Origin of the sequence: Stenotrophomonas mexicanensis (genome assembly GCF_032911605.1) — a bacterium.
Lineage (GTDB): Bacteria > Pseudomonadota > Gammaproteobacteria > Xanthomonadales > Xanthomonadaceae > Stenotrophomonas > Stenotrophomonas maltophilia_A.
In genome coordinates, this window is record NZ_JAWJTG010000009.1 from 49,763 (window position 1) to 71,504 (window position 21,742).

21 protein-coding genes are annotated in these 21,742 nt (G+C 64.5%); 9 read left to right on the top strand and 12 right to left on the bottom strand.

From position 1 onward, the window contains the following. The first annotated feature begins 1 nt into the window (after position 1). The 4 genes from R1L06_RS06265 (at position 2) to R1L06_RS06280 (ending at position 3,780) form a co-directional block, all read left to right on the top strand. On the top strand, positions 2-985 hold the full coding sequence (locus R1L06_RS06265; protein WP_317217210.1) for an RHS repeat-associated core domain-containing protein: 984 nt from the start codon (positions 2-4) through the stop codon (positions 983-985). A gap of 1,165 nt (positions 986-2,150) precedes the next feature. Continuing rightward, positions 2,151-2,657 carry a hypothetical protein gene (locus R1L06_RS06270; protein ID WP_152593517.1) on the top strand — a complete coding sequence of 169 codons (507 nt, stop codon included), beginning with the start codon at positions 2,151-2,153 and terminating at the stop codon, positions 2,655-2,657. A gap of 308 nt (positions 2,658-2,965) precedes the next feature. Beyond that, entirely contained in the window at positions 2,966-3,229 is a 264-nt protein-coding gene (locus R1L06_RS06275) for a hypothetical protein (RefSeq protein WP_317217211.1), read from the top strand. Between the two features lie 17 nt (positions 3,230-3,246). Then, entirely contained in the window at positions 3,247-3,780 is a 534-nt protein-coding gene (locus R1L06_RS06280; protein WP_235202888.1) for a hypothetical protein, read from the top strand. 548 nt (positions 3,781-4,328) lie between these two features. Here the strand turns inward: R1L06_RS06280 and R1L06_RS06285 are convergent. The 5 genes from R1L06_RS06285 to R1L06_RS06305 all read right to left on the bottom strand — a co-directional run bounded on the left by R1L06_RS06285 (position 4,329) and on the right by R1L06_RS06305 (position 9,632). Continuing rightward, on the bottom strand, positions 4,329-5,585 hold the full coding sequence (locus R1L06_RS06285) for a cysteine desulfurase (RefSeq protein WP_005408431.1): 1,257 nt from the start codon (positions 5,583-5,585) through the stop codon (positions 4,329-4,331). After that, positions 5,582-6,844, bottom strand: coding sequence for a Fe-S cluster assembly protein SufD (gene sufD, locus R1L06_RS06290; RefSeq protein ID WP_317217212.1), 1,263 nt, complete (start codon positions 6,842-6,844; stop codon positions 5,582-5,584). The genes R1L06_RS06285 and sufD overlap by 4 nt, the downstream gene beginning before the upstream one ends. After that, the gene (gene sufC, locus R1L06_RS06295; RefSeq protein WP_019337095.1) at positions 6,844-7,608 is read right to left on the bottom strand and encodes a Fe-S cluster assembly ATPase SufC; all 765 of its coding nucleotides are present in this window, start codon (positions 7,606-7,608) and stop codon (positions 6,844-6,846) included. Before sufC ends, sufD begins: the two co-directional genes overlap by 1 nt. Positions 7,609-7,682: 74 nt before the next feature. After that, positions 7,683-9,158, bottom strand: coding sequence for a Fe-S cluster assembly protein SufB (gene sufB, locus R1L06_RS06300; RefSeq protein ID WP_043396952.1), 1,476 nt, complete (start codon positions 9,156-9,158; stop codon positions 7,683-7,685). A gap of 18 nt (positions 9,159-9,176) precedes the next feature. After that, positions 9,177-9,632 carry an SUF system Fe-S cluster assembly regulator gene (locus tag R1L06_RS06305; protein WP_005408436.1) on the bottom strand — a complete coding sequence of 152 codons (456 nt, stop codon included), beginning with the start codon at positions 9,630-9,632 and terminating at the stop codon, positions 9,177-9,179. Between the two features lie 209 nt (positions 9,633-9,841). Between R1L06_RS06305 and R1L06_RS06310 the strand changes: the two genes are divergently transcribed. Then, entirely contained in the window at positions 9,842-10,309 is a 468-nt protein-coding gene (locus tag R1L06_RS06310) for an SET domain-containing protein (protein ID WP_012479369.1), read from the top strand. A 72-nt stretch (positions 10,310-10,381) separates the two neighbouring features. Here the strand turns inward: R1L06_RS06310 and R1L06_RS06315 are convergent, their stop codons facing one another. The 4 genes from R1L06_RS06315 to R1L06_RS06330 all read right to left on the bottom strand — a co-directional run bounded on the left by R1L06_RS06315 (position 10,382) and on the right by R1L06_RS06330 (position 12,626). Then, entirely contained in the window at positions 10,382-10,978 is a 597-nt protein-coding gene (locus R1L06_RS06315; protein ID WP_012510326.1) for a YceB family lipoprotein, read from the bottom strand. Between the two features lie 81 nt (positions 10,979-11,059). Continuing rightward, complete coding sequence (locus tag R1L06_RS06320) at positions 11,060-11,608, bottom strand: hypothetical protein (RefSeq protein WP_317217213.1); 549 nt, start codon at positions 11,606-11,608, stop codon at positions 11,060-11,062. A gap of 55 nt (positions 11,609-11,663) precedes the next feature. Then, positions 11,664-11,972, bottom strand: coding sequence for a DUF3861 family protein (locus R1L06_RS06325; RefSeq protein WP_032129232.1), 309 nt, complete (start codon positions 11,970-11,972; stop codon positions 11,664-11,666). 255 nt (positions 11,973-12,227) lie between these two features. Beyond that, a complete protein-coding gene (locus R1L06_RS06330) occupies positions 12,228-12,626 on the bottom strand; it encodes an HU family DNA-binding protein (protein ID WP_010483539.1) in 399 nt (132 codons plus the stop codon). 371 nt (positions 12,627-12,997) lie between these two features. Between R1L06_RS06330 and R1L06_RS06335 the strand changes: the two genes are divergently transcribed. Next, positions 12,998-13,429 carry an OsmC family protein gene (locus R1L06_RS06335; RefSeq protein WP_005408443.1) on the top strand — a complete coding sequence of 144 codons (432 nt, stop codon included), beginning with the start codon at positions 12,998-13,000 and terminating at the stop codon, positions 13,427-13,429. A 162-nt stretch (positions 13,430-13,591) separates the two neighbouring features. Here R1L06_RS06335 and R1L06_RS06340 read toward each other — a convergent pair whose 3' ends face one another. Continuing rightward, positions 13,592-14,470: a PhzF family phenazine biosynthesis protein gene (locus tag R1L06_RS06340; RefSeq protein WP_317217214.1), complete on the bottom strand. Its 879-nt coding sequence runs from the start codon at positions 14,468-14,470 to the stop codon at positions 13,592-13,594. Between the two features lie 131 nt (positions 14,471-14,601). Further along, a complete protein-coding gene (locus tag R1L06_RS06345; RefSeq protein WP_317217215.1) occupies positions 14,602-15,474 on the bottom strand; it encodes a PhzF family phenazine biosynthesis protein in 873 nt (290 codons plus the stop codon). A 75-nt stretch (positions 15,475-15,549) separates the two neighbouring features. Here R1L06_RS06345 and R1L06_RS06350 point away from each other — a divergent pair, with 75 nt between their 5' ends. From R1L06_RS06350 to murD, 3 genes are all read left to right on the top strand, one after another. Further along, positions 15,550-18,144: a bifunctional aspartate kinase/diaminopimelate decarboxylase gene (locus R1L06_RS06350; RefSeq protein ID WP_100437481.1), complete on the top strand. Its 2,595-nt coding sequence runs from the start codon at positions 15,550-15,552 to the stop codon at positions 18,142-18,144. Between the two features lie 76 nt (positions 18,145-18,220). Then, entirely contained in the window at positions 18,221-19,573 is a 1,353-nt protein-coding gene (murL, locus tag R1L06_RS06355) for a UDP-N-acetyl-alpha-D-muramoyl-L-alanyl-L-glutamate epimerase (RefSeq protein WP_317217216.1), read from the top strand. Beyond that, the gene (gene murD, locus R1L06_RS06360; RefSeq protein WP_317217217.1) at positions 19,554-20,963 is read left to right on the top strand and encodes a UDP-N-acetylmuramoyl-L-alanine--D-glutamate ligase; all 1,410 of its coding nucleotides are present in this window, start codon (positions 19,554-19,556) and stop codon (positions 20,961-20,963) included. The genes murL and murD overlap by 20 nt, the downstream gene beginning before the upstream one ends. 60 nt (positions 20,964-21,023) lie before the next feature. On the opposite strand, the gene R1L06_RS06365 is transcribed toward murD, so the two are convergent. Continuing rightward, positions 21,024-21,611, bottom strand: a complete 588-nt coding sequence (locus tag R1L06_RS06365; RefSeq protein ID WP_317217218.1) for an SMI1/KNR4 family protein — start codon at positions 21,609-21,611, stop codon at positions 21,024-21,026. Positions 21,612-21,742: the final 131 nt, after the last annotated feature.

The following is a 21,742-nucleotide window of genomic DNA, read 5'->3' on the forward strand; positions in this document are numbered from 1 at the left end:
CATGAATGGACTCTCTTCGCTGTTGATTCGGGCGGTACTCGCGGTGGTGGTGCTGGCGGCCTGCGTGGCTCCGGCAGTCGCCCAGGAAGTGGTCGAGTACATCCACACTGATGCACTGGGTTCACCGGTGGCGATCACCGATGCCAGCGGAAACGCCATCGAGCGTACGGTGTATGAGCCGTATGGGGCGGTGGTGAATCGGCCGTTGAAGGATGGGCCGGGATATACGGGGCATGTGACGGACTCGGGGACCGGGCTGAGCTATATGCAGCAGCGGTACTATGATCCGGGAGTTGGGGTATTTCTATCGGTAGATCCAGTCACTGCCATTCAAAGTCATTACGCGAACTTCCAGAGATATAGGTACGGAGATGGGAATCCATACAAATTCGTGGATCCTGATGGTGCAGATGCAATCTATTTTTCAGATGTAAATGTCCTGGTAATCCCGGTTCATTTTACAGGGCCATCCGCAACCAAGACCAACGTGGAGGCAATTAGGAGTCGAGTGGATTCGATTGCTTCCGAATACCGTGGTATTAAAGTGAGACTGCAGGTGTTGGGTGCTCCCGGCGGGGCTGGGCAAAATTCAATGAACCTTGGGCCCGGAAAGGACTACGCCAATTACCCTCGTGCCGGTCAGGGGGTCTATGGTGGTATTGGGGGTAGGACGGCCCATATTGACAGCTCTGAGGAGAACTGGATTGGTGCGGCTGTCCACGATATTCTGCATTTTGCAGGCGCGCGTGAGGGCTATCGCGACTCCGGGTCGCGAGACGGTCGTACGTCGAGTCCGATTGAGGGCTATTCTTCCGATCACATTATGGCTGATCGAAGTGGTACGCGAATTAACGCGCGAGACGAGGATGCGATGCTGAGTAACGATACGACGTCTCGACATCGACTTAGCGATTTCAAGGGGTTCTTCAGGGTCGAAGGGCGACTTGACGCAAAGCGTCTTGATAAGCAACTCTCGGGGAATTGACTGGGTTCGGTTTCGATGAAGATCATAATTTTCCTATCTGCTGCCTTATCGATGCCGCTTCTTGCCTCCTGTGTGCAGGACCGCGGTTGTCTTCTTCGGGTGGCCAGCCAAGACCACGACAGCTCCTCATCTCAGAAGATTCATGCTGATATGGATGAGGTAATACATTCGCGCCCTGTGGATGGGGCGCGGGAAGTGAATGCAGAGTTGGTGGTATCGCAGCTCGAACTCTCTCGGGAGGGTCAGAGAAATAGAAGGATCTTCTATGTATTGACTGATGGCGGCGGGAAGTTCTTGACTGCGGGGACTTGCGGCATTGAAGAAGACCAGTGTGCCTCGGTCATTTTGAAGCGAATGATCGGGTTCTGTGAAAGGATGTAGATTGCGGGTGCGCTAAGTTTTGGGAGGTATTTCAGTGAAAAATTCCCAAGTGCTTGATCGCTTTGGGCGGCTGGTCGATATTATTGTAGCGGCGCTTTGCTTGTTAGGGCTTACAGCCTGTGGCGGAAGAGATGAAGGTTTGGGTGTGGTCATAAATCATGAGCCGGGAAACGCAGCGGCTAATCACTACGCACTTGCGCTCGAGTCAGTTTTTAGTTCTTCCGGGAGCGTGCCAGAAGCGCAAATATGCAGGGTACATTTAATTGATGTCAGGAAATCATTTGATCAGGCTGGAAGCGAAAGGGTGAGGGTATATTTCGTCTTGGCCGATCATCAAGGTGTCGTCAGGTCGGCGGACACCTGTGGGCTTCCTATGAATGAGTGCGTGATGACTATTGCCGAGAGGTCGAGGGTGAGCTGTCGGCTGGAAAAAGGGCTGGCTCCCCACTGATTCGGACGGCACTCGCGGTATTGGTGCGCGTGGCCCGTATAAGGCGTCGCGGCGGTCGGATGGGATGTATACGGCACCGCTACTGAGGGGCAGTGAGAGGGCGGCGCGGATATGCAGTAATGAATCGTTCGGACAATGGGAAACTGCAGTCCGATGAGCTGAAGTCATTTCATGTCGATTGGGATTCCAAGTGCAGGGCTTTTGTTGATGAGCTTGGCTATCAATGATTCAGTGAATTTTTCGGCTGACAGGGGGGGCTTGGGGTTTGTGGGTGTGGAGCGAAGAAAGTGAGCGGGTATCCATGGCGCTGTATGGCGACGCGGAAGTGTGGGCATGAATTTTAATTTCCGGTTTTTCATGGTTATTGTTTTTATTTTCTATGGGGCTGGTTGCAGGTATCAAGAAGGTGGGGGCGCACCGTCTGGAAAGACCTGTGGGGTCGAGGGCAGCTCCGCTTGCCGAGTCAGCTTCCGGGAACTAGCTGCTACGCCCCGGCTATTCGATGGAAAGTTGGTGCGGATGGAGGGCTATCTCGGGGTGAGCCGGGAGCTTTTTGTACTGAATTCAAGCAAGGAGCTGTTTGAGGCCGGAGTGACTGAGGAGACCCAAGTTCGAATTAGAGGGCCAATAGATCTGCAGCAAATCGTATTTGACGAATACGCGTATTCATGGGTTTCGATAATTGGGGTGTTCAGGATAAGAGAGAGTGACAATTCGACAGGTGACCTGCTGCTTGGCGAAATTCACGCCCCCCTTGAAGTTCGCTCCCTACGAATCCCTGGTCCCGTGCCACGTGCGAGATTTGGAGATGTGCTCGTCAATCTTGAAGATCTGAAGTGAGTGATAGGTTGCGGAAATGGCGTTATGTGCTTTCATTTCTGCCTCCGTGGCAGAAAGGCGGGATGATCCACAGGCGCGCCAAACATGTGATCGCATGGTCCCCATGTTAGGGTTGACACTTGTCACAAAGGGGCTCGGGCACAATCTCGATGGCTTGCAGAGTCGCAGATGTCACGGTAGGTCATAGCACTCCTGGGCTGTTCAGTTTTCCAAGTTGCGCGGTTGCGTCTGTGTCATTGCGAACTGATCGATCACGTCGATAGGCTTTGGGGGAATTTCCCCTTGGTTGATGAATATGAGGTTTCGAATTGAGCGCTGTCGATGAAAAGAATCTCGTTTTAGCCTGTCTGCGGAGACTGTTTGAATCCGAGCCTGCTTCCGTGGAACAGGCGTCTGGCTGGTACCAGAGGGCGGAATTTATCAAGGACGTGCTTAGGTCAGTTTCGTATGAAATCGGGGTTTCTCACGTGATATGGCACTATCTTGATGACGCCGATATCCGTATTCGCGATCCCCGCTATGCCGAAGCACAGGTGTTGGCCGTTAGGCAGAGTATTGATGAGTGGGCTTGAGTGCAGTCAGAGAAGCCATGAGCAATAAATGTTGCTTGCCAGACTTCATTGCGGCATCCCTCTCGGATGCTACCCCTCCGGATCTCCCTCTTCTCCGGGAAGACTGGGCGGGGATGGCGTTTGATCGCAACCTGTATGAGGATTTTGCTCCGAATGATGTTTGGGTGGCGTGGCTGAGCGCACTTTCGGAGCACTTTGCAGATATCGCGATGTGCGCGGTTCGATGTTCAGAGTGCTCCGACGGGGGGAGCCCCGTGGAAATTGAGCGAGGTCTGGATGGCCTGCGCTCGTACTGGCTGGCAGATGGGAACTTCATGCGTGATCATTTTTTGTTCTCGCGTAATAGTCGCTGGGTTGTAAAGCTGGATCAGGACGTGACGTTGTTTGCGGGAGATGTCACTTTCCTTGCGAATGTTGTCGCGCGACTTGGTGGTGTAGAGCACGTCGAGAAGATGATGCGACGGGACCTGATTGGCACAGCTGAGGACGTAGTTGGCCTCGGCGGGTACGTCAAGGGTCTTCTTGCGCCATTGAGCGCATCGACTCCATAGCTGATTGCTGCGTAGAAGATTGGGTGTGCAGGTGCTATGTGATGGAGTAGCCTCAAAAGGAAGAGCTGAGTGCCAGGGTTTATTGAAAGCTTCCCCATTTTGGCTTCCATTATTCTAGGTGCCATGTGGATAAACGCATTTGCGGCTCACAGGATGTTGCTTAAAATCGAGCGTGAACGGCCGGAAGTACTCGCTGCAGTCGGAATCATCAAGGTTGATTGGTGGCTTAGGTGCTTGCGCGGTATTGCAGTGCTTGCCCTTACTTCCAAAGGACAGACGCTCCATCAGGGGGCACGGTGGGTGTTGAGGGGCGTCGTGATGATGTACGTCTTCTTGATTGCCTCCGGGGTATCCATGCTTGTTGGCATGTAAAAGACGGTGCCTCAAGGCCGTTGATGGTGGATGGATCGGCATTACGGTGAGATTGCCCGTTCCTGGCATCACTCGGTGTTTCCAGGTCACACCTCTGCTTGCTTGCGTCCAGCGCGCAATAAAAAACGCCGCAGTTTCCTGCGGCGTTCTCATACTTCCCCGATTCTGGCGAATCCTCAGCCCAGCAGCTTTCGCACCTTCGTCAATGCCGTCATGAACCGCTCGATCTCGGCATGCGTGTTGTAGAACGCCAGCGAAGCTCGGCAGGTAGCCGCGACGCCGAAGTACTGCAGCAGCGGGTGTGCGCAGTGTTGGCCCGAGCGCACGGCCACGCCTTCCAGGTCGAGCAGGGTCGCCAGGTCGTGCGCATGCGCGCCATCGATCAGGAAAGAGACCACCGCAGCCTTCTCCGGCGCTTCGCCGATGATACGCAGGCCGTCAACGCGGCGCAGCTCTTCGGTGAAGTGCGCCAGCAGTTCGGCTTCGCGGGCTTCCACGTTCTCCTGGCCAAGCTGCTGCAGGTAGTCGGCAGCCACACCCAGGCCGATGAAACCGGCGATGTTCGGGGTGCCGGCTTCGAACTTGTGCGGGGCATCGTTGAACACGGTGCCGTCGAAGCTGACTTCCTTGATCATCTCGCCGCCGCCGAGGAACGGCGGCATCGCGTCCAGGTGCTCGCGACGGGCCCACAGCGCACCGGTGCCGGTCGGGCCGCACATCTTGTGGCCGGTAATGGCGTAGAAGTCGCAGCCGATCGCAGCGACGTCGACCTTGCGGTGCGGTACCGCCTGCGAGCCATCGACCACGGTGATGATGCCGCGCTTGCGCGCTTCGCGGCAGATCTCGCGCACCGGGTTGACCGTGCCCAGCACGTTCGAGACATGGGTGACCGCCAGCAGCTTGACCTCCGGGGTCATTGCCGCGCGCAGCGCATCCAGATCGAGTGCGCCGTCAGGCGTGATCTCGGCCACGCGGATGGTGGCGCCGGTACGCTGCGCGACCAGCTGCCACGGCACGATGTTGGCGTGGTGCTCCATGCGCGTGATCAGGATCACGTCGCCGGCCTTCAGCCGTGGCAGTGCCCACGAGTACGCCACCAGGTTGATGGCGAAGGTGGTGCCACTGCACAGCACCAGGTCGCTGGGGCGCACGTTGAGGAAGCGCGCCAGCTTGTTGCGCGCGCCTTCGTAGGCATCGGTCGCTTCGCTGCCCAGTGCATGCACCGCGCGGCTGACGTTGGCGTTGTAGCGGCGGTAGAACTCGTCCACCGCGCCGATCACCTGCACCGGCTTCTGGCCGGTGTTGGCATTGTCGAAATAGACCAGCGGCTTGCCGTGCACTTCGCGCATCAGCAGCGGGAAGTCGAGGCGGACGCGGTCCCAGTCGGGGGCGCCGGTGCGTTCTTCGATCGGGCGCGGCGTGGACAGGTTCATGCCACACCCGCCTCGGCGAGGGCCTTGTCCAGCCGACGTGCCAGCTGCGCACGCAGTGCGTCGGGCAGGATCTTCAGCGGCTCGTGGCAGAACGCGGCGCTCAGCAGTGCCTGCGCCTGGGCCTGCGGCAGGCCGCGCGAGCGCAGGTAGAACAGCGCATTGGCATCGAGCTGGCCGACGGTCGCGCCGTGCGCGGCCTTCACTTCATCGGCGTCGATCACCAGCGTCGGCTGGGTGTCGATCTCGGCATCGGCCGACAGCAGCAGGTTCTTGTTGGACAGGTTCGCGTCGGTGCCATCGGCGCCTTCGCGGATCTGGATGCCACCATGGAACACCACGCGGCTGCGGTTGGCGGCGACGCCGCGCCACAGCAGTTCGCAGGCGGTATCGCGTGCGATGTGGTCGATGCCCAGGCGGGTTTCGACGTGGCGGCGGCCATTGCCAAGCAGCACGCCGTTGGCGGTCAGCTGGGCATTGTCGCCTTCCAGGCGCACGTTCAGTTCATGGCGGCTGAGCGCGGCGCCCAGTTCCAGGTCGACGCGGTGGTACTGCGCGTCGCGGGCCAGCACCGCGTCGGTGCGCAGGAAGCTGGTCTGGCGCGCGCTGCCGGCCTGCACGCGGGCGTGCTTGAGCACGGCATCACGGGCGACGTGGGCATGCAGCACGGTGTTGTCCAGGTGGGCGGAGTCACCCACGCTGAAGCGATGCTCGACCACGCCCAGGCTGGCGCCGGCACGCAGTTCGATCAGGTGACGGTGGTGCCAGGCCAGATCGGTGTCGCCGGCGACGCTGGCGAACACCAGCTGCAGCGGCACGTCGACCTGTACGCCTTCATCCACGCGCAGCACCACGCCTTCATCGGCCAGCGCGGCATTCAGGCGGGCGAAGATCTCCTCGCTGCGCTCGTAGCGGCGGCCGAGGAAACGCACGGCGTCTTCACCGGCGGCCAGTGCGGCCGACAACGGCTGCAGCTGCACGCCGGCCGGCAGCGCCTGCACGTCGCTCAGCGCGGCATCCAGGCGGCCGTTGACGAACACCAGGCGCGGCGCCGGGATGTCGTCCAGCAGCGCGGTGTCCAGCGCCGGGCCCTGCAACGGTGCCGCGGCGAACGAACGGCGTTCCAGCTGGCGCAGCGAGGTGTACTTCCAGGCTTCGTTGCGGGCGGCCGGCAGGCCGTCGCGCAGGGCCGCATCCAGCACTTCGCGGCGCGCATCGCTGCCGCAGAAGGCCTGGGCCATCGAATCAAGCAGGGCGCTCATCAGACCGCCGCCTCGGGCACGACCCGGTCCTTCAGGAAATCATAGCCGTGCGCTTCCAGTTCCAGTGCCAGCTCCGGGCCGCCACTCTTGACGATGCGGCCATCGGCCAGCACGTGCACCACGTCCGGCTTGATGTAGTCCAGCAGGCGCTGGTAGTGGGTGATGACCAGGAACGAGCGGTCGGCGGCGCGCAGTGCGTTGACGCCGTCGGCCACGCTCTTCAGCGCGTCGATGTCCAGGCCCGAGTCGGTCTCGTCCAGGATCGCCAGCTTCGGTTCCAGCACGGCCAGCTGGAAGATCTCGTTGCGCTTCTTCTCGCCACCGGAGAAGCCTTCGTTGACGCCACGGTGCAGCAGTTCGTCCTTCAGGTGCAGCACGGCCAGCTTCTGGCGCACCAGCTTGAGGAACTGCATGGAATCGAGTTCTTCCTCGCCACGTGCCTTGCGCTGGGCGTTCAGTGCCGCGCGCAGGAAGTAGGTGTTGTTCACGCCCGGGATTTCCACCGGGTACTGGAACGCCAGGAACAGGCCGGCAGCGGCGCGCGCTTCCGGGTCCTGCTCCAGCAGGTCGACGCCGTCGAACTGCACGCTGCCTTCGGTCACTTCGTAGCCGTCGCGGCCGGCCAGGACATTGCCCAGGGTGGACTTGCCGGCGCCGTTCGGGCCCATGATGGCGTGCACCTGGCCCGGCTGGACGTCCAGCGACAGGCCCTTGAGGATTTCCTTGTCGCCGATGCGGGCGTGGAGGTTTTCGATCTTCAGCATGGTGGGGGTTTCCGTGGGGCGGGCCGCGGCCCGCCGGTAAAGAGAATGCGTTTGCGAGGGGCAGGGGCGGGCGGTCAGCCCACCGAACCTTCCAGCGAGACTTCCAGCAGCTTCTTGGCTTCCACCGCGAACTCCATCGGCAGTTCGCGGAACACCTGCTTGCAGAAGCCGTCGACGATCATCGACACCGCGTCTTCCTGGCTGATGCCACGGGCGCGGCAGTAGAACAGCTGGTCGTCGGAAATCTTCGAGGTGGTGGCCTCGTGCTCGACGGTGGCGCCCGGGTTCTTCACCTCGATGTAGGGGAAGGTGTGCGCGCCGCACTGCTTGCCGATCAGCAGCGAATCGCACTGGGTGTAGTTGCGCGCGCCATCGGCATTGCGGTCCACACGCACCAGGCCGCGGTAGGTGTTCTGGCCGCGGCCGGCGCTGATGCCCTTGCTGACGATCTTGCTCTTGGTGCGCTTGCCGACGTGGATCATCTTGGTGCCGGTGTCGGCCTGCTGGCGGTGATGGGTCAGCGCCACGGAGTGGAACTCACCGACCGAGTCGTCGCCCAGCAGCACGCAGGACGGGTACTTCCAGGTGATCGCCGAGCCGGTTTCGACCTGGGTCCAGGTGACCTTGCTGCGCGCACCACGGCACTCGGCACGCTTGGTGACGAAGTTGTAGATGCCGCCGACGCCGTTCTCGTCGCCCGGGTACCAGTTCTGCACGGTGGAGTACTTGATCTCCGCGTCTTCCAGCGCGACCAGCTCGACCACCGCAGCGTGCAGCTGGTTCTCGTCGCGCATCGGCGCGGTGCAGCCTTCCAGGTAGGACACGTAGGCCTTGTCCTCGCACACGATGAGGGTGCGCTCGAACTGGCCGGTGTGGCCGGCATTGATGCGGAAGTAGGTGCTCAGTTCCATCGGGCAGCGAACGCCTTTGGGAATGAACACGAAGCTGCCATCGGAGAACACCGCCGAGTTGAGCGCGGCGAAGTAGTTGTCGCCCACCGGCACCACGGTGCCCAGGTACTGGCGGACCAGTTCCGGGTGTTCCTTGATGGCCTCGGACATCGAGCAGAAAATGATGCCCTTCTCGGCCAGTTCCTTGCGGAACGTGGTGCCGACGGACACCGAGTCGAACACCGCGTCCACCGCCACGCCGGCCAGCTTGGCACGCTCGTGCAGCGGCACGCCCAGCTTGTCGTAGGTGTCGAGCAGTTCCTTCGGCACGTCATCCAGCGAGGCGTACTTCGGGCCCTTCGGCGCGGAGTAGTAGCTGAGCGCCTGCAGATCGATCGGCGCGATCTCCAGCTTGGCCCAGTCCGGCATCGGCATGGTCAGGAAGTGGCGGTAGGCGTCCAGGCGCCACTGCGTCATCCACTCCGGCTCTTCCTTCTTGGCCGACAGGGCACGGATGGTGTCCTCGTCCAGGCCCGGCGGCAGGGAGTCCGATTCGATCTCGGTGATGAAGCCGGCCGAATACTTGCGGCCGAGCTGCTCGTGGATCTCGCGGTTGGGGGTGTCGTCGTGGGCGACGTTTTCGATGGTTTCGGTGGCCATGGGGGGGCTGCCTACGGATCAGGAGACGACGTCGACAGCGATGGTGCGGCGCTGTTCGTCATCGGCAAGGGGGAGAGGGGGCAGGATCTGCGCAAGGGTGACATCGCGCAGGGCCTCGGAGACCACGTCGTTGATCAACCGCCAGCTGCTGCGCGCGCCGCACTTGGGCGCCATGCCGCACTGGTGGTGGTCGTGGCTGCATTCGGTCAGGGCCAGTGGCCCCTCCATCGCTTCGACCACTTCGAACAGCGAGATCTCGATGGCCGGGCGGGTCAGGCGGTAGCCGCCACGCACGCCGCGCAGGCCTTCAACCAGGCCGGCCTGGGCCAGCGGCTTGAGCACCTTGCTGACGGTGGGCGGCTCCAGACCGGTGAATTCGGCCAGCTCGGTGGCACTGAGCACCTCGCCCGGACGGGCGGCGAGCACGGTCAGCACGACGGTGGCGTAATCGGTGAGTTTGGTGACGCGCAACATGGGGATGCGAGTGGTTCTTAAAGCGGACTGAAATTGTACGCTTTTATTCGCCGCCATCCAACCCGGGCATTCAGCCGGCGCTGGGGCCGGGCCGGGAGGACACACCGGGGCCGTTGCCAGGGCGCAATGCTGCGCCAACGGGGTGATTTTCGCAATCACCCGGAATGGGCGAGAATCCCTGTTCCATTCGCTGCAAACAGCCCGTGCCGATGCCGAAGAAGATCCAAGCCCGCAAGTCCGCCATCCATGGCAACGGCGTGTTCGCCGTGGCCCCGATCAAGCAGGGCGAGCGCGTGATCCAGTACAAGGGCCTGCTGCGCAGCCACGGCGACGTTGATGCCGATGACAGCGGCGACGTCGAAAGTGGCCATACCTTCCTGTTCACCCTCAACGACGACTGGGTGATCGATGCCAACTACAAGGGCAATGACGCGCGCTGGATCAACCACAGCTGCGACCCGAACTGCGAGGCGGTGATCGAGGAAGACGAGGACGGCGACAGCCGCGGCGACAAGGTGTTCATCGAGGCGCTGCGTGACATCAAGGCCGGCGAAGAGTTGACCTACAACTACGGCATCACCCTGGCTGAGCGCCACACCGCCAAGCTGAAGAAGATCTGGGAGTGCCGCTGCGGCTCGCCCAAGTGCACCGGCACCATGCTGCAGCCCAAGCGCTGACCCGCAGCGGGTAGTGCCGGCCGCTGGCCGGCACACATGTGAAAAGCGTGCCGGCCAGCGGCCGGCACTACCTTACTTACCCAGCACGCCTGCCGGCACCAGGTTGCCCAGGTTCTGGTTGAAGGTGACCACCAGCTTGCCGTTCTTCACCTGCGCCGACTGCACCTGCAGGGCGCCGAGCAGGCCGGCCACGGCCGGGTCCAGCTTGTAGATCGGTTCGCGCTGGGCGTAATCGCTCAGCCAGGCATTGAGCAGGCCGCGGGTGCGCGAATCGAGGCGACCGCCCTGGTTGGCCGGGGTGAAGTCATCCACGCTCGGCTGCTGCAGGTGGAAGCCCTGGGTCTGCGCGTCGTAGCGCAGTCCACTGCTAAGCTTCACCGTGCCCAGCTTGGCCGGGTTGCCACCGGCGGTGGCCAGTGCCACATCCATGCCCAGGTTCAACCGTTCGCCGGCCGGAAGGCTCAGCTGTGGATGGCTCATGGTCAGCGCGATCAGGCCGCCGAGGGCGTCCTGGGTGCGTGGGAAGCTGCCATCGAGGTACTGCTGCACGTCACTGGCGCCGACCGACAGTTCGCGGCCGGAGATGGAAGGGGCGGCCTGGGCGCCGATCGCAGCGGCGATCAGCACGGTGGAGGCCGCGAGGCGGGTCATCAGGGAACGCAGGCGCATGGCGGTGACCGGTGGATATGAATGGACGAATCAAAGAGTAGCCGTGCCGGCTGAATCGCGCGTGCATGCCGCTGCAACGGTTCAGTCCAGCGTTGGCCGCAGTTGCGCCGACTGGATCTGCCAGGCGCGGCCATCGGCACGGGGTTGCACCCGGTACCAGCCACCGAAGCGGAAGGTGCCCTCAGGGGTCACTGCGCGGATCTGCACCGGAACCTCCAGCAGCTGCGGCGGCTGGTGACCGTCGCGCGCGATCGGTAGTTCGCTGGTCAGGCGCAGGCTGCGCACGTCCGTGAGCTGGCGCAATGCGGCATCGTCGGCGCGTCGTGCATCGCTGGGCGGGAATGTCCACGCGGCGTCGACGGCCTTGCGATCGCGATTGAGCAGGGCCATGACATAGGCATTGAGCATTCCCGCCGGCAGCTCGGCCTCGGCCGCGACGGCGGCAAACAGGGGATCGACATCGATGGCCTGCACGGCCGGTGCATCGCCTTCTGCGGCGGTCTGTGACTTCGTGCGGGCAGCCGCCTCGGCCGTGGCCGACGGTGTGGCATCCGCTGGATCGGATTGCGATGTCGGCCGGGAACAGGCCAGCAGCACCAGCGGTGCGAGCAGTATCAGGAACCTGCGCATGTCTGCCTCCTCCCCGAGGCGAACGGAAGGAGGCAGTGTATCGGCTGTTCCGCGATCAGCGGGAGGAGGGCAGCTGTTCCAGTGCATCCAGCGCCGGCAGCACCTGCGTGGCGATGGCGGCCAGGGCATGCCCTTCGGTGTCGGCGTGGCGCTGCACGATGTCGCGCAGCAGCTGGGTGGCGATCACCAGCGTCGCGCGCTCGTCGCCGCTGATACCAGCGGTGCGCGGCGCCGCTTCCAGCAGGCGCATCAGGTCGCGGCTTGCGCGATGTTCCAGTTCGATGGTGCAGCGCCCGGTGCACTGCAACCCGTCCTTTTCGATGGGGGTCACCGAGATCCGGTAGCGGGTGGAGGGGCTGGCCATGAGGGTGTGCTCGCCGTAGCTGTGGAGGATGTGCCCACCTTAGGCAAGGCCGTGCCCGGCGGCGATGGCCGGGGCTGCACGCAGTGTTCCACCCGGTACGTTCCGGGGCCGCAATGGACCACGCCCAGCCAATGGCGACGGGCCTGTACGCGCATTCCCGGGGATGCGGCAACGCTGTGTTGCGGGCTGTGGTTGGGACAAAAAAAAACGGGACGGCCAGAGCCGTCCCGTCGGAATCCGCGTTGGGGCGCGCGCTTACAGCGCGGCGTCCTTCAGCTTCTTCAGCGGACGCACCTTCAGCTTGGTGGTGGCCGGCTTGGCAGCGAACCACTGCTCTTCCTTGGTGAACGGGTTGATGCCCTTGCGCTTCGGCTTGGCCGGCACATTGACGGTGGTGATCTTCAGCAGGCCCGGCAGGGTGAAGGAGCCAGCGCCCTTCTTGTGCACCGAGGAGGCGACGGCGCTTTCAAGCGAGGCCAGCACAGCGCGGACGTCCTTGGCGATGACGCCGGAGGCTTCAGCGATGTGTGCAACCAGGCCGGACTTGGTCAGCACTTCCTTGATCGGCTTCGGAGCGGCCGGCTTGGCGGCTGCCTTCGTCGCGACTTTCTTCACTGCCTTCTTCGGGGCAGCCTTCTTAGCGGTCTTTGCCATGGTTTCCTGTTCCGTGAACGGTTGGTTGTTTGGTCGGCGCCGAACCCCGTCGGCAAGCGCAATGTAGGGCAACTCTCGGGCGCCGCCAATAGCCCGAAGCGCGGAAAGTGCATGTTTTTTCATATCCAGGCCGATTCAGTACATGGCCGGCAGTGGGGGAAGGGGGTGTGGCAGCGCGCGCGATGGTCCGCGCCCGCGCATCGGAGGAATGCGCGAAACCACTGAAAACAAGGGAAAAATGCGCGCCGGTCTGGCGAAGAAGTGACCAGTTGTCCGGTTTCCGGCGGACCTGTGGCGTGCGGCGGAGCGACGCTGGGCTAACGCCTCCCGTGCGAGGGTGACCGTTCATCACCGTCACGCAGGAGCAGCACATGGGAATCTCGCGACACGCCACCGCGCACTGGGAAGGCGATCTGAAGTCGGGCAAGGGGCAGTTGAGCACGCCGCAGAGTGGGCTGCTGGACAAGACCCGTTACGGCTTCAACAGCCGCTTCGGCGACGAAAAGGGCACCAATCCGGAAGAGCTGATCGCTGCCGCGCACGCCGGCTGTTTCACCATGGCGCTGTCGGCCAAGCTCGGCGAAGCCGGCTTTACCCCGACTTCGCTGGATACCGAAGCCAAGGTCGATCTGTCGCTGGAAGGCGGCCCGCAGCTGTCGCAGATCCGGCTGAAGGTGAAGGCGGTGGTGCCGGGCATCGACGCGACGCAGTTCCGTGCGATTGCCGATGACGCCAAGCAGAACTGCCCGGTATCCAAGGCGCTGAGCGCGGTGCCGATCAGCCTGGAAGCCGAGCTGGGCTGAGGGTAGTGCCGGCCGCTGGCCGGCAACCGCATGATGTCGAGGTCCAGGTAACAGCCGGCCAGCGTTATGGCGGCCTTCCTGGCCGCCACCCTCCGGGCCGTCGCATCCGACGTTGGCAGCGGCTCCTGCCGCTGCCTTCGGCTCTACCACCCCCCATCACAATCACCAATCAAGGGTGCCGGTAATCACCGTCTGCACCTGGCCACCGGACCAGACTTCCCCGTCTTCATCGACGAAAAGGGTCAGGCGCGCGTCGTGGCCGACTTCGCGGCCCTGGCTGACTTCGAACGGTGCGCGACCACGGGGCAGCGCATCGCGCAGGTCCAGCCATGCGGCCAGCACCGCATTGGCAGCACCGGAGGCGGCGTCCTCGAAGCGGCGTCCATTGCCGACGAAGGCACGTACCGCCAGATCGAAGCCCTCACCGCCATCGCTGAAGGCATAGGCGAACACGCCCATGCTGTCGGTGGACTCGGCCAGTGCGGCCACCGCATCCCAGTCCGGCTGCAATGCGCGCAATGCGGCCTCATCGGCCACCTGCACCACCCACCAGCTGCGTCCGCCCTGCATCCGCGCCGGCGGCAGCGTGCCCAGCGGCCAGTCCTTCAGCGCCGCCTGCAGGCGTGGATCGGTCGCCTCGGCAGTCTCGGCCAGCTGCGCGCGCGGCGTGCGGATGGCGATGCGCTGCTGCGCACCCTCACCGCTGACGCGTAGCGGCAGGGCACCGGCAATGCCGTCCTGTACCAGCACACCATCGACCGCTGCGGCCAGGCCGGCCTGCAGCACCGCATGCGCGGTGCCGACGCTGGGGTGGCCGGCAAACGGAACTTCCTTCTGCGGGCTGAACATGCGCAGCCGGTAACTGGCACCGGCGACCTGCGGCGGGAACACGAAGGTGGTCTCGGGCAGGCGCGTCCAGCGCGCGATGGCCTGCATGCTGGCGTCGTCCAGGCCCTCGGCATCGAGCACCACGGCCAGCGGATTGCCGGCGCCGGCGCGCGGGGTAAACACATCCAGCTGCAGGAAACGGCGGGTGGACATCAGGCGGCACTCCAGTAAACAGGCCGCATAGCGTAGCGCGGGGCACCAAAAAGGGGACGGAGGGAATTAAGTCGCTTTTGCCCCATGTGCCATAAGCGACTTAATTCCCTCCGTCCCCTTTTTTCCGTGGGCTACCAGCGGATGTGGCCGTCGATGACCGGCTGCACCTGGCCGCCGATCCAGACCGTGCCCTGCGCATCGACCTGCACCTGCACGCGGCCATCGCGGCCGACTTCGCGGCCCTGGCTGGCCACGTAGTGGCCCTCGCGGCCGGGCAGGGCATCGCGCTGCCGCAGCCAGGCACCGATCAGGGCATTGGCGCTGCCGGTAACCGGGTCCTCCGGTACGGCGGCCGCATCAGCGGGGCAGAAGGCGCGCACCACACGGGTGTGGTCGCTGCCGGCCTCGTCGGCGAACACGGCCAGGCCGGTGGCATCAGTGGCGAGGCTCCAGTCGGCCAGTGCGGCCATGTCCGGCACCAGGTTGCGTACGGCGGAGGCGTCGCGCAGCGGCAGCAGCCACCAGCGAGCGCCGTTGTCCCATAGTTCGGGTACGTGCCCGCTGGCAGCCAGCGCCAGCAGCGTTTCCGGCGCTCCGTCCGCCGCTGTGTCCAGTTGCTGCGCCGGTGGGCTGGCCAGTTGGATCTGCAGCGCCTCGGCCGGGCCGCTCACCCGTACCGGCAGCAACCCCGCCGCGCATTGCTGCAGCAGGGCACCGTCGCGTGGATGCGCCAGGCCGCAGGTCACCGCCGCCCAGGCGGCGCCGACGCTGGGGTGGCCGGCAAATGCCAGCTCGCGGGTCGGGGTGAAGATGCGGATGTGGTAGTCGGCGCCCGGCGCACTGGGGCGCAGGAAGAACACCGTCTCGGACAGGTTCAGCCAGGCGGCCAGGGCCTGCATCTGGCTGCTGGAGAGCTCGTCGGCGTCCAGGATGACGCCCAGTGGGTTGCCGGTGCCGGGGCGGGGGGCGAAGACATCGAGCTGCAGGTAACGGAGGACGGCCATCTACGGGGATATTGCGCTTAGAATCAAAGGTTCCGCCCCCGAGGGCGGCTTCCCCACATTCTACATAGCCAATCCATGTCAGCTTCCCCCCTTGTCGATCGTTGGATCGTACTGAAGTTCGGCGGCACCTCGGTGTCGCGTCGTCATCGCTGGGACACGATCGGGAAGCTGGCGAAAAAACGTGCGGAAGAGACCGGCTCGCGCGTGCTGGTGGTGGTTTCGGCGCTGTCCGGGGTCACCAACGAACTGACCGCGATCGCCGATGGCGCGCCGGACAGCCGTGATCGCGTGGCGGCGCTGGTCGAACGCCACGAGGCCTTCCTGGTTGAACTCGGCCTGGGCCGCGAGGTGCTGGCCGAGCGCCTGGCGGCGCTGCAGGGGCTGCTCGACGACGCGCGCGCGGCCACCCGGCCGCTGCAGTGGCAGGCCGAAGTGCTGGGCCAGGGCGAACTGCTGTCCTCCACCCTGGGCGCGGCTTATCTGCACGCTTCGGGCCTGGACATGGGCTGGATGGATGCCCGCCAGTGGCTGGACGCGATGCCGCCGCAGCCGAACCAGAGCGACTGGTCGCAGCGGCTGTCGGTGAACTGCCAGTGGCGTGCCGATGCGGAGTGGATGCAGCGCTTCCGCGCGCAGCCGACCCGCCTGCTGATCACCCAGGGCTTCATTTCGCGGCATGCCGATGGTGGTACCGCCATCCTCGGCCGTGGTGGCTCGGATACCTCGGCGGCGTACTTCGGTGCGCTGCTCGGTGCCAGCCGCGTGGAGATCTGGACCGATGTGCCGGGCATGTTCAGTGCCAACCCGAAGGACGTGCCGGACGCACGCCTGCTGACCCGCCTGGATTATTACGAGGCGCAGGAAATCGCCACCACTGGCGCCAAGGTGCTGCACCCGCGCTCGATCAAGCCGTGCCGCGATGCTGGCGTGCCGATGGCCATCCTCGATACCGAGCGCCCGGAACTGCCGGGCACCAGCATCGATGGCAGCGCTGCGCCGGTCCCGGGCGTGAAGGCGATCAGCCGCCGCAACGGCATCGTGCTGGTGTCGATGGAAGGCATCGGCATGTGGCAGCAGGTCGGCTTCCTGGCCGATGTGTTCAACCTGTTCAAGAAGCATGGCCTGTCGGTGGACCTGATCGGTTCGGCCGAAACCAACGTCACCGTGTCGCTGGACCCGTCCGAGAACCTGGTCAACACCGATGTGCTGGCCGCGCTGTCGGCCGACCTGTCGCAGATCTGCAAGGTGAAGGTGATCGTGCCGTGCGCGGCGATCACCCTGGTTGGCCGCGGCATGCGTTCGCTGCTGCACAAGCTGTCGGACGTGTGGGCCACGTTCGGCCGCGAGCGCGTGCACATGATCTCGCAGTCGTCCAACGACCTGAACCTGACCTTCGTCATCGACGAAGCCGATGCCGATGGCCTGCTGCCGATCCTGCACGCCGAGCTGATCGACAGCGGTGCGATGCCGGTGGAAGAGACCGAAGTGTTCGGCCCACGCTGGCGCGAGATCGCCGGCACCGTGCGCCCGCGTGGCACGCCGTGGTGGCGGGGCCAGCGGGCGCACCTGCTGCAGCTGGCCGACGCCGGTACGCCGCGCTATGTCTACCACCTGCCGACCGTGCGCGCCCGTGCCCGCGCGCTGGCGGCGATCAAGCCGATCGACCAGCGCTACTACGCGATCAAGGCCAACAGCCACCCGGCCATCCTGCAGCTGCTGGAAGCCGAGGGCTTCGGCCTTGAGTGTGTATCGCACGGCGAACTGAAGCACGTGTTCCAGCACCTGCCGGAACTGTCGCCCAAGCGTGTGCTGTTCACTCCCAGCTTCTGCCCGCGCAGCGAGTACGAAGCCGCGTTCGCGCTGGGCGTGACCGTCACCGTCGACAACGTCGAAGCGCTGCAGCGCTGGCCGGACCTGTTCCGCAACCGCGAGCTGTGGCTGCGCGTGGATCTGGGCCGTGGCGAAGGCCACCATGCCAAGGTCCGTACCGGCGGCAAGGACTCCAAGTTCGGCCTGCCGATCGCCCGCGTCGATGAGTTCGTGCGCGCGGCCACCGATCTGGGCAGCCGCGTGGTCGGCCTGCACGCGCACCTCGGCAGTGGCGTGGAAACCGCGCAGCACTGGCGCCTGATGTGCGATGAGCTGGCCGGTTTCGCCCGTCGCATCGGCAGCGTACACACCATCGATATCGGCGGTGGCCTGCCGATTCCGTACAGCGACGAAGACGAGCCGTTCGACCTGGACGCCTGGGCCGAGGGCCTAGCCGAGGTCAAGGCGCTGCATCCGGCATTCCGCCTGGCGATCGAGCCGGGCCGCTACCTGGTGGCCGAGTCCGGCGTGCTGCTGACCCATGTCACCCAGGTGGTGGAGAAGGACGGCGTGCGCCGTGTTGGCCTGGATGCCGGCATGAACGCACTGATGCGGCCGGCCCTGTACGACGCCTGGCACGACATCGAGAACCTCAGCCGCCAGGGCGGTTATGCCGAAGCGGCGTTCGATGTGGTCGGCCCGATCTGCGAATCCAGCGATGTGTTCGGCAAGCGCCGCAAGCTGCCGGTGTCGACCGCGCCGGACGACGTGATGCTGATCGCCGATGCCGGCGCCTATGGCTATTCGATGGCCAACACCTACAACCAGCGGATGCTGCCGCGCGAAGACGTGATCGAATGACCACCGCGCGCGCCCTGCACCCGCCCACCGACACGCCCCGCGCCATCGCGCGGGCCCGTGCCTGACCGGATACACCATGACTGCTTTCGACAAACACCAGGTTTCCCGCTTCCGCTTCGTCCGCTGCGAATTCGCCGCGGACACCGGCGTGGCCAAGCTGGTCTACGCCTTTGATGACGGCCCGGAGATGGTGGAAACCATCACCGTGCCGGGCGCCCCGTTCGTGCTGGACGAAGCGCGTACCGCCGCTGTGCAGCGCGCGCTGCAGCTGCTGCACCTGATCGCCGGTGTCAGCTACTACAAGGCGGGCGTGCCGGAGACGGTCAGCATCGACAGCTACGCCATCGATGCCGATACCGCTGCGCTGGTGGAGACGGTCTACCTCAATGGCCTGGGTGAATTTGCCTACCGCAACGGCCTGAACCTGCGCGGGCGCTTCCGCCTGCCGGTGCAGGGCGAGGCAGTGCAGGCGCCGGTGCTGGGCCTGCAGCCGCACGCGCTGGTGGCGATCGGTGGCGGCAAGGATTCGCTGGTCAGCATCGAAGCGCTGCGCCGTGCCGGCGTGGACGAGACGGTGACCTGGATCGGTGGCTCGCAGCTGATCCGTGCCTGCGCTGAACGCACCGGCCTGCCGACGCTGAACCTGGGCCGCGCGCTGGCGCCGGAACTGTTCGAGCTGAACCGCCAGGGTGCGTGGAACGGGCATATCCCGGTCACTGCGGTGAACTCGGCGATCATGGTGCTGGCCGCGCTGCTGCAGGGCGTGGACCAGGTGGTGTTCTCCAACGAACGTTCGGCCAGCTACGGCAGCCAGATTCCGGGCACCGGCGAAGTGAACCACCAGTGGTCCAAGGGCTGGGCATTCGAGCAGGCGTTCGGCAGCCATGTGCAGACGCACGTAGCGGCGGACCTGCAGTACTACTCGCTGCTGCGCCCGATGTCGGAGCTGGCAGTGGCCCGCCAGTTCGCCAAGACCGATTTCTACGACGCGCATTTCTCCAGCTGCAACCGTAACTTCCACATCCTCGGCGAGCGCCCGGTGAACCGCTGGTGCGGTGTCTGCCCGAAGTGCCATTTCGTGTTCATGGCGCTGGCCCCGTTCATGCCCAAGACGCGCCTGGTGCGCATCTTCGGCCGCAACCTGCTGGACGATGCCGAGCAGGCCGGCGGCTTCGACGCGCTGCTGGAATTCCAGGACCACAAGCCGTTCGAGTGCGTGGGCGAAGGCCGCGAATCGCGTGCGGCGATGGCGACCCTGGCGCAGCGCCCGGAGTGGAAGGAAGACGTGCTGGTGAAGCGCTTCTGCAATGAGATCCAGCCGCAGCTGGATGCCGCCGAACTGGAACTGGCACCGCTGCTGCAGCTGCAGGGCGAGCATCGCGTTCCGGCTGCGCTGTGGGAACGGGTGCGTGAAGATTTCGAAGCTTGAAGGAAAGCGCGTTGCGCTGTGGGGCTGGGGCCGTGAGGGCCGCGCCGCGTTTGCGGTGCTGCGCGAGCGCCTGCCCACGCTGCCGCTGAGCCTGTTCTGCCCGGCGGCAGAAGTCGAGGCCGCGCGTGCGGAAACACAGGGCGTGCTGGATGTGCGTGGCGAGCCTTCTGCTGAAGCGCTGGCCGCGTTCGACGTGGTGATCAAGTCGCCCGGCATCAGCCCCTACCAGCCGGTCGCGCTGGCGGCGGCGGGGCAGGGCACCACCTTCATCGGTGGCACCGCGCTGTGGTTTGCCGAACATGCAGGTGCCGATGGCATCGTGCACGACACCGTGTGCGTGACCGGCACCAAGGGCAAGAGCACCACCACCGCGCTGGTCGCGCACCTGCTGCGTGCCGCCGGCCACCGCACCGGCCTGGTCGGCAACATCGGCCTGCCGCTACTGGAAGTGCTGGACCCGCAGCCCGCGCCCGCGTACTGGGCGGTGGAACTGTCCAGCTACCAGACCGGCGAAGTGGCGCGCAGTGGCGCCCATCCGCAGGTGGCGGTGGTGCTGAACCTGTTCCCGGAGCACCTGGATTGGCACGGCAGCGAGCAGCGTTACATCGAGGACAAGCTGCGGCTGGTGACTGAAGCCGCACCGCGCATCGCCGTGCTCAATGCCGCCGATCCGCATCTGGCTGCGCTGTCGCTGCCCGATAGCGAAGTGGTCTGGTTCAACCAGCCGCAGGGCTGGCACATGCGCGGTGACATCGTGCATCGCGGCGAGCAGGCGGTGTTCGATACCCGCAACACGCCGCTGCCGGGTCGCCACAACCGCGGCAACCTTTGTGCGGTACTGGCGGCGCTGGAAGCGCTGGGGCTGGACGCCGTGGCGCTGGCACCGGCGGTGCAGGATTTCCGTCCGCTGCCGAATCGCCTGCAGCGCATCGGCGCGGCCGATGGCCTGACCTACGTCAACGATTCGATCAGCACCACGCCGCATGCCAGCCTGGCCGCGCTGGAGTGCTTCGCCGGCCAGCGCATCGCGCTGCTGGTGGGCGGGCATGACCGTGGCCTGGACTGGACCGATTTCATGCAGCACATGGCGCACGACGTGCCGCCGGTGGAGATCGTGACGATGGGCAGCAACGGCCCGCGCATCCACGCGATGCTGCAGCCGCTGGCCGATGCCGGTCGCTTCGGTCTGCACGCGGCGGCGGATCTGCCCGAGGCAATGGCGCTGGCACGTGCCGCGCTGGGTTCTGAGGGCGGGGTGGTATTGCTGTCGCCGGGCGCGCCTAGTTTCGGCGCCTACCGTGACTACGTGGCGCGTGGCCGCCATTTCGCTGAGCTGGCTGGGTTTGACCCGGAGAGCATCAGCGCGATTCCCGGGCTGGGTATCGCTTGAAGGTAGTGCCGGCCGCTGGCCGGCAACCTCCTCAGAAGTTCATCCACGCATGGCGTGGATCTACTGCTCCTCATCGATGAACGCGTAGCCGCCGTCGATCAACTGCTGCAGGTACGCATCGAAGCTGGGCGCGATCACCGCATAGCTGTCCGGATCGTGCAGGTAGCGCACCACCTGGCCGACCGTACCGCCCGGCGCGGGATCAAAATCCAGGTACAGCATCGAGGTGCCGCCGTTGTTCATGCAGTGCGAGAAGCACAGGCGGCGGTTCATCGGCAGATCGGCGTCGATGCCCTCACCCAGGATCTCCGGCTCGTCATCCAGCCACTCTTCGTAGATGGAACGGATGCTGTCGTCCCACTGCTGCTGGTCCTCGAAGATCTGCCCGACCGAGCGCAGGTAGTAGGGGTAATCGCCCACATCTGAACCCAGCATCAGCACGCAGACCTCGCCGCCGGGGTACTCGCGGAAATGGGTACCATCCACGCGGGACAACAGTTCCGCCAGGCTGTCCGGCACCTGCGGCCACTGCGCACGCAGGCGCTGCAGGTATTCGGCGCTGGCGCCCTGGACCCAAGCCCACTGGGCGGCATCGTCGGCAGGCAGACGCGGAACAAGGCCAGACAGGAAGCGATCAACAAGATTCATGCGAAAAAAGGGGACGGAGGGGATTAAGTCGTATCCAACCACACCTGCGTCACGTCGCCAATGCAGAATGCGACGCGGGAGGGGTGAATACGGCTTAATCCCCTCCGTCCCCTTTTTCTTGCGGAGCAAGC